Genomic DNA, 6,647 nt, shown 5'->3' with positions numbered 1-6,647 from the left:
GGAGAAATCGCCGACGTCGATGCCCAGATCACCGACCTGTTACGCCAGCACGAAGCCGCCGACATTCTGCTCACCTTGCCGGGATTCGGCCCCGTACTTGCAGCAACCTTCCTCGCAAACATCGGCGGCAACCTGGACGCATTCGACTCAGTCGACCGGCTCGCCAGCGTCGTGGGCCTGGCCCCCCGTCCCGCGCGATTCCGGACGAATCAGCGGAAACCTTCACCGACCACGTCGCTTCAACCGCAGACTCCTGCGCACCTGTTACCTCGCCGCCCTCTCCAGCCTCAAGAACAGCCCGGCCTCAAGAACCTATTACGACCGGAAGCGCGGAGAAGGAAAATCCCATAAACAAGCCCTCATCGCCCTCGCCAGACGCCGCATCAACGTCCTCTGGGCCATGCTCCGCGACTGAATATTCGCGCTGTTGGGGTCCATGGGACTGTCCGATTTTCGGTGGATCCGCGGTTGGCATTTAGTTGATTCTTCCGTCGAAGCTGATGGCGAAGGCGTTCAGTGCCGGCTTCCATCGTGTGGCCCATCGTGCCCTGCCTTTGCCTGTAGGGTCCAGTGCCCGGGTGGCGAGGTAGAGGCATTTCAGGGCCGCCTGCTCGGTGGGGAAATGGCCGCGTGCCCTGACCGCGCGCCGGTAGCGGGCGTTGACGGATTCGATGGCGTTGGTGCTGCAGATGACCCGCCGGATTTCCACGTCGTAGTCCAGGAACGGCACGAACTCGCTCCAGGCGTTCTCCCACAGCACAGACAGTCCCGGGTCCATCTGTCGTGTGTTTGGGGGCCGGTGGGCAGAGCGTGCGGTAGCGGTCTTGGGTGCCGGTAGTGGCGTGTCTGGGGGCCACCAAGTTTAGGCTCCTTCCGTCGTGTGTATAGGGCGCACGGCGGAAGGAGTAATCATCAATGGTACGGAAGATCAGAGCGAAGCTCGTGTTGCAGTTGCGCGCCGAGGGCCTGTCCGGGCGGGCGATTGCGGCATCGCAGGGAATGTCGCGGAAGAGCATCACGGCGGTGCTGGAGGCTGCCGATGCGGCCGGTGTGGTTTGGGATGATATCGCCGACAGCACGGACCGTGAGGTGTAGCCCGGTTGTTCCCGGGCCGCGGTGAGCATCAGAGCGTGTTCGCGCAGCCGGACTGGGACCAGGTCCACCGGGAGATGGCCCGGGTCGGGGTGACGCTGAAGCTGCTGCATGGCGAGTACGCCGATTCGTGCGCCGCTGCCGGTGAGCCGATGATGGGTTATGACCGGTTCTGCCGGACCTACCAGCGGCATGTGTTGATCACGGGGGCGGCATCACGGGTCGGGGCACAAGGCCGGGCAGACGGTGGAGGTCGACTGGTCGGGGCCGACGATGCAGTTGGCCGATCCGGTCACGGGCAAGCCCAGGATCGTGTATCTGTTCGTGTGATGCCTACCTTTCAGCCGGTATGCGTTCGTCGAGCCCGCCCTGGACATGAAGCAGGACACCTGGTTGCGGGCCCACGTGGCGATGTTCGAGGCGTTCACCGGTTCGGTGCCGCGGATCGTTCCGGACAATCTGAAGACCGGTGTCATCAAGCATCCCCGCGAGGGCGAGGTCGTGCTCAACGACGCTTACCGCGAGATGGCGGCGCACTATTCAACGGCGGTGCTGCCCGGGAGGGTGAAACACCCGAAGGATATGGCCAGCGTGGAAAACACGGTCGCCCACGTGGCTACCTGGGTCATCGCCGGGCTGCGTCAGCGGCAATTCACTTCGTTGCCGGAGCTCCGGGCCGCCATCATCGAGAGGGTGGCAGCCTACAATGCGGAGCCGTTCCAGAAACGGTCCGGGTCCAGGGCCAGCGTGTTCGCGGCCGAGGAGCAGCCGTTGCTGACGGGGTTGCCGGCGGCGGCCTACGAGATCAGCAGGTGGGTCTACGGGCGCCGGGTGGGCCGGAACGGGCACGTGGTTTGGGAGAGGAACTACTACTCGGTGCCCTTTGCCCATATCGGCACCACGGTGGACCTGCGGATCACCGATCGGGTGCTTCAGGCCTACCGGGGCACTGAACGGCTGACCAGCCACCTGCTGCTGCCCGAGGGTGCGGCCAACGAGTACCGCACCAACGATGCGGACCTGCCCGCGGGCGAGAAGTACCGGCTGTGGGACCCGGCCCGGGTGCGGGAGTGGGCCGGACGGATCGGCCCGGCAGCGGTGGCCGTGGTCAACCGGATCTTCGAGTCCGTCCCGGTCGACGAGCAGGGCCTGGACGCGGCACTGTCGGTGTTGCGGCTCTCCCGGCGTTATTCGGCTGAACGGGTCGAGGCAGCCTGCCGGCTTGCATTGGCTGGCCGGGTGCGGTCCCCGCGGTATGCGCATCTGCAGCCGATCCTGGCCACGGAGCAGGACAAGGCCGCCGGGCTCAGGCCATCACGGGATGAACCGGCCGAACACGGCGGATACGTCCGCGGCGCCGAGTACTACGCAGGTGGTGCCAAGTGAGCGGGATCGATATCGAAACCAAACGCAAGCTCCGTGAGATGGGTGCCGCCCCGATGCTGGAGGCGCTCGAGGCCCAGGACGAGACGCTCGTGCTCGGCATGGCCTTCGAGGAACGGCTCCGGCTGGTCGTGGACGAGGCCCACTCCGGGTTCAACCACGCCAAGGTTGAGGGATTGATCCGGCGGGCCGGGCTACGCTACCCGGGCGCGGATCTGCGCCGGCTGGACCTCGTGGACGAGCGTGGTCTGGACCGGAACGTGATCGCCCAGCTCGGCACGTGTTCGTTCATCGAACGGCAGCAGAACGTCGTGTTTCAAGGATTCACCGGATCCGGGAAGTCCTACCTGGGGTGCGCGCTGGCGAAGCAGGCCTGCCAGCACCGGATCCGGGCCCACTACGTCCGCATGCCCGACCTTGAGGAAGCCTGGGCGCTGGCGAAGGACAAGCCACAGGGACAAACCAAATTCCTGAACAAGTACGCGGCCTTCACCCTGCTCGTGATCGACGAATGGCTTCTCGACCACCCCGACGAGGGCATGCGCAGCATGCTGCTGGAACTGCTGGAGCGCCGGTACGACACAGCATCGACCGTGTTCTGCACCCAGTACGCCAAGAAAGACTGGCACCAGCGGCTCGGCTCCGGGGTCCACGCCGATGCGATCATGGACCGCATCGTGCACAACACCATCTGGGTCGATACCGGCAACCACAACATGCGCCAACACGCCACCATGAAGCAGTAAGAAACGTCGGTGTGGGCCAGTGGCCCCCACAACCTCGGCCACTGGCCCCCACCGGCAATATCACTGGCCCCGAAAGGCAATATCGAGTGGCTTCCAAACCTTCAAATACTCAGCGACCACACCCCCTACCAGGAACCAGTCCCAAGAATCAAAGCTCAGGCGGCTTGACAGAAACATTGAGATTCCCAATGGCCCGGGACGGCGCGGTCTTCGACCTCTGCGGGGCGTTCGGAAATGTTGATCATCGGGTCCCGGAAACGGCCGGTGCGTTCCTCGGGGTTCCTGTGCTGCTTGCGGCGTGTCCGGCCGTTGCGCAGGGCCTCTTTGACCTAGCGTTTGAGTCCGCCGCGGGCCTGGAAGTAGAGGGCCTAGTAGATCGTTTCGGGGCTCACGCGCATCTGCTCGTCATCGGGAAATTCCTTGATCAGCAGCTTTGAAATCTGTTCCGGGGACCAGCGGATGCGCAGCTTGTCGGTCACGTAGTCGTGCAGGTCCCCGGGTTCTGCCAGCTTACTGTCCTTCGGCCGTGCACGGGCAGCCGTGGCGGCCCGGTGGGCACCGTAAGGCCGGTAACCCAGCATGGGGTGGCTGTTGCGCTTGATCTCCCGGCTGATGGTGCCCACGGACCGGCCCAGGGCCCTGCCGATCGCCTGCATGGGGGTCCCGTGGGAGTGCAGGTCCGCGATCCTCTCACGCTCCTGCAGGGGAAGGTAGCGGGCGCTGATGGGCTGTTCCAGGGCTTCCAACGCCACCGGTGCGGGCGCCTGTTCCGGCGCAGGGGCCGACGGTTCCGCGAATGTAGTTCTCACCTCCTGTTTATACGGCAGATCCACGGCCTGGCCTTGGGCCGCGGCCATGTCCTTTGCAGCCTGTTGCCAGTCCCAGTTGTGGGAACTCGGTTTGCTGGCGCCGACGGCGAGGGCGGCGTCCCTCCGGCCGGCTCCTTACCGGCGCAGGCGCAGGTAGTGAAGCTGCTTCGTCGAAGGGCGGCGCAGACCGGTGGAGGCAAGGCCGGCATCGATGGCCCAGTTCGAGCAGGCGGAGCGATTCAGGCCCAACTGCTCCGCAGCGGCGCTGACGCTGCCGATGTCCCGCAGCAGACCTAGGAACTCCTCAATCACCGTCGGTGAGTAGCGTTGGGCCGGCCCGGCTTTCACGGTCCTCGTGGCCCGTGGTTTTCTCGCGGCAGGATCGACCCTGCCGGCCCAGTTCTGCGCGGTGCTGATGTTCAATCCCAGCTCGTGGGCCGCGGCGGTAATGGTGCCGGTCCTGTCCAGAACGGCATAGAAGTGGTCCGCCTGGTTGTACTGGCGTTGCGGCCTGATCCCGGCAGCGTTCGCCCACTTCTCGCACGTGCTCCTGTTGATTCCGAGTTCCATGGCCGCAGCGGCGACAGTTCCCAGACGCGCCACGGCGGAAAGGAAATCCTGTCTTTGGGCACGGGTATGGGACGGCTGGGAACGCTTCCCGAGCGTCCCGGTCATAGACACCGGGTCTTCCGTGAAAGGAGATTTTTCCATAAGGGGAGCCTATTTTTCGATGGTGATTCCATGGTGTCGCAACTCCCGATTTTCCGGAGGTGTTGCAACGATGACTAGAACTCGCCTGACGGCCGGTAAAACTGCCCGCCGGTGGCCATGAGATCTGCCCACTTCCTTACTGCACCTGCCGCGTCTTAAGCGGCGGAGGCCTCTCCCCGGGATTTGATGACGGTGTCTAGACGCACCAAATGCCGCCCAGGAAGAGGCCCTGTATGAAGCATGACGGAGAAAGCATGGAAATTCTCTAATGGTCTTGGCTGGTCTGGTGCTGGCTGGGAGGCTGGTGCAGGCCCCTCCGGGGTGTGACTCATGGAAATTCTGGTCCGAGCCCCTATGAGGTTCGGTGCCTTGAGCAAGACTCGTCCGCCTCGGGCTGGGGCCCCCCGCCGGTCCGCCCGTGCTGATGGCCTGATAGAAGATTGTCCGGGATCTCCGAAGTGAAAACCGTGACCCGTTAGAGAAGTGCCTCAACGCAACTCCAGCCGGACTGGCACCGCACAGGTACCGACTACGGAAGGAGCCCTGCCCCATGACTATGGTGGCGAAATCTACAAATTCATCGTCGGAGTGGACACCCACTCACGCACCCACACCTTCGCGCTGATGGCTGCCTGCACGGGAGGTATCGAGGAAACCAAGACGTTTCCCGCCAGCGAAGCCGGCATCAGCAGGGCGGTCACCTGGATACGTCGAGCTGCGGGACCAGAGCTTTCTGTCATCGTCGCGATCGAGGGCACCGGGTCAGTCCTACGGCGCCGGCCTGACCAAGGCACTCTCCAGGCGCGGACTGCAGGTGGTTGAGGCCCGGCCGTCCCGACGCGGTTCCCGTGGGAGCAGGGGCAAGTCGGACGCAATTGATGCCGTCGCCGCCGCCCGCGGGACGCTCTCATTAGAAAGCCCGGTGCAATACCGTGCCCAAGGCCCTCCCAGCTTAGGTTCTCATTTAGCCAGTCCCGGAATTTGCCATGCGCTCGCTCGGTGGATATCGATTTACAAAATAACTTAATTGGGACCATAGAACTAACAGTCGACGCGCTTAGCTATCAGATTTTCTTATACTGAAGCCCTTCACACGCACCGCCATCTGGGATCGGGGTCGAAATCGATCGCCATCAGATCAGTGGTGGTGGCCCAATCAGGCGTGCCTACCTGCGGTCCGTCGCGCCCTGCGAGGCGGAAGGTCAGCCGGCTTCTCTGAGCCAAACGCACGTGGCCATATCGACAGTCTCTCTTATTCTCTTGACTAATTGTCCCGGGATGCCCAAGATTGAATAGCGCGACGGCCCTTCGGCCGATCACTGGAGATCACGGCAAAGGCCTTTCCCCTTTGCCGTATGTCGGAGTACCCTCGTGATTGTGACAAATGTCGATACCCTGCACGCGCAGGACAGCCTTGAGAGCTACATGGCCGTATTCTCGGCGCTCAGCGAGCCGCTGCGGATTCGAATTCTGCAGCTCATAGCAAGTGACCAGGAACGCGAGTACCCCCGATCGCAGATGGACGGAATCCTTCCGGTCGGTGAGTCAACCATCTCATACCATGTCGCGATCCTTCAGCGTGCTGGCCTGATCAGCGTCCGGAAGCAAGGCCGCAATTACTTCTATAGGCTTCGCAAAGAAACCCTGACACGATTCGTGCCGGGTTTCCTTGAATCCATCCAGGAAGCGAGCGAACTCGCCATCGCGGGCTGATCTGGCTTCATGCTGGCACGGCGCTCTTGACATGGTGGGGGTTCACTTCCCCAGCAAAGCCGTTCGCTGCCGCTGTCAGCGTCTGCCCGACCGACACCCCGAGCGGCTGCAGGCTTTGGTGTGCTCGTAGTATGGGACGTGATCCCACTTTCGGCGTGCTTTGAACGTCTCGCAACGCAGTCATCCCAACTCC

5 protein-coding genes and 3 pseudogenes are annotated in these 6,647 nt (G+C 63.4%); 5 read left to right on the top strand and 3 right to left on the bottom strand.

Annotated features, from left to right (window positions below):
- Positions 1 to 415, top strand: a pseudogene (locus tag AB0O52_RS23180) (transposase); the annotation flags it as partial.
- Positions 416 to 475: 60 nt separating this feature from the next.
- On the opposite strand, the pseudogene AB0O52_RS23175 reads toward AB0O52_RS23180, so the two are convergent.
- A pseudogene (locus AB0O52_RS23175) lies at positions 476 to 757 on the bottom strand (transposase); the annotation flags it as partial.
- Between the two features lie 158 nt (positions 758 to 915).
- Here AB0O52_RS23175 and istA point away from each other — a divergent pair.
- Positions 916 to 2,478: pseudogene (gene istA / locus AB0O52_RS23170) on the top strand (IS21 family transposase).
- Positions 2,475 to 3,221: an ATP-binding protein gene (locus AB0O52_RS23165; RefSeq protein WP_275216592.1), complete on the top strand. Its 747-nt coding sequence runs from the start codon at positions 2,475 to 2,477 to the stop codon at positions 3,219 to 3,221. Before istA ends, AB0O52_RS23165 begins: the two are co-directional and overlap by 4 nt.
- A gap of 368 nt (positions 3,222 to 3,589) precedes the next feature.
- On the opposite strand, the gene AB0O52_RS23160 is transcribed toward AB0O52_RS23165, so the two are convergent.
- Both AB0O52_RS23160 and AB0O52_RS23155 read right to left on the bottom strand, forming a co-directional pair.
- Entirely contained in the window at positions 3,590 to 4,030 is a 441-nt protein-coding gene (locus tag AB0O52_RS23160; protein WP_364542931.1) for a helix-turn-helix domain-containing protein, read from the bottom strand.
- Between the two features lie 135 nt (positions 4,031 to 4,165).
- Positions 4,166 to 4,741: a hypothetical protein gene (locus AB0O52_RS23155; RefSeq protein WP_364542928.1), complete on the bottom strand. Its 576-nt coding sequence runs from the start codon at positions 4,739 to 4,741 to the stop codon at positions 4,166 to 4,168.
- 483 nt (positions 4,742 to 5,224) lie between these two features.
- Here AB0O52_RS23155 and AB0O52_RS23150 point away from each other — a divergent pair, with 483 nt between their 5' ends.
- Positions 5,225 to 5,563, top strand: coding sequence for a hypothetical protein (locus tag AB0O52_RS23150; RefSeq protein ID WP_364542925.1), 339 nt, complete (start codon positions 5,225 to 5,227; stop codon positions 5,561 to 5,563).
- A gap of 555 nt (positions 5,564 to 6,118) precedes the next feature.
- On the top strand, positions 6,119 to 6,454 hold the full coding sequence (locus AB0O52_RS23145; protein WP_364542922.1) for a metalloregulator ArsR/SmtB family transcription factor: 336 nt from the start codon (positions 6,119 to 6,121) through the stop codon (positions 6,452 to 6,454).
- Positions 6,455 to 6,647 lie beyond the last annotated feature (193 nt).

It is taken from the genome of Arthrobacter sp. NPDC080073 (genome assembly GCF_040686575.1).
Taxonomy (GTDB): domain Bacteria; phylum Actinomycetota; class Actinomycetes; order Actinomycetales; family Micrococcaceae; genus Arthrobacter.
This window is presented reverse-complemented; position numbering and strand designations above follow the sequence as displayed.

Bases quoted from the DNA above. Each gene is read 5' to 3' on its own strand.
- AB0O52_RS23155 (WP_364542928.1), bottom strand. From the start codon at position 4,741: ATGGAAAAATCTCCTTTCACGGAAGACCCGGTGTCTATGACCGGGACG.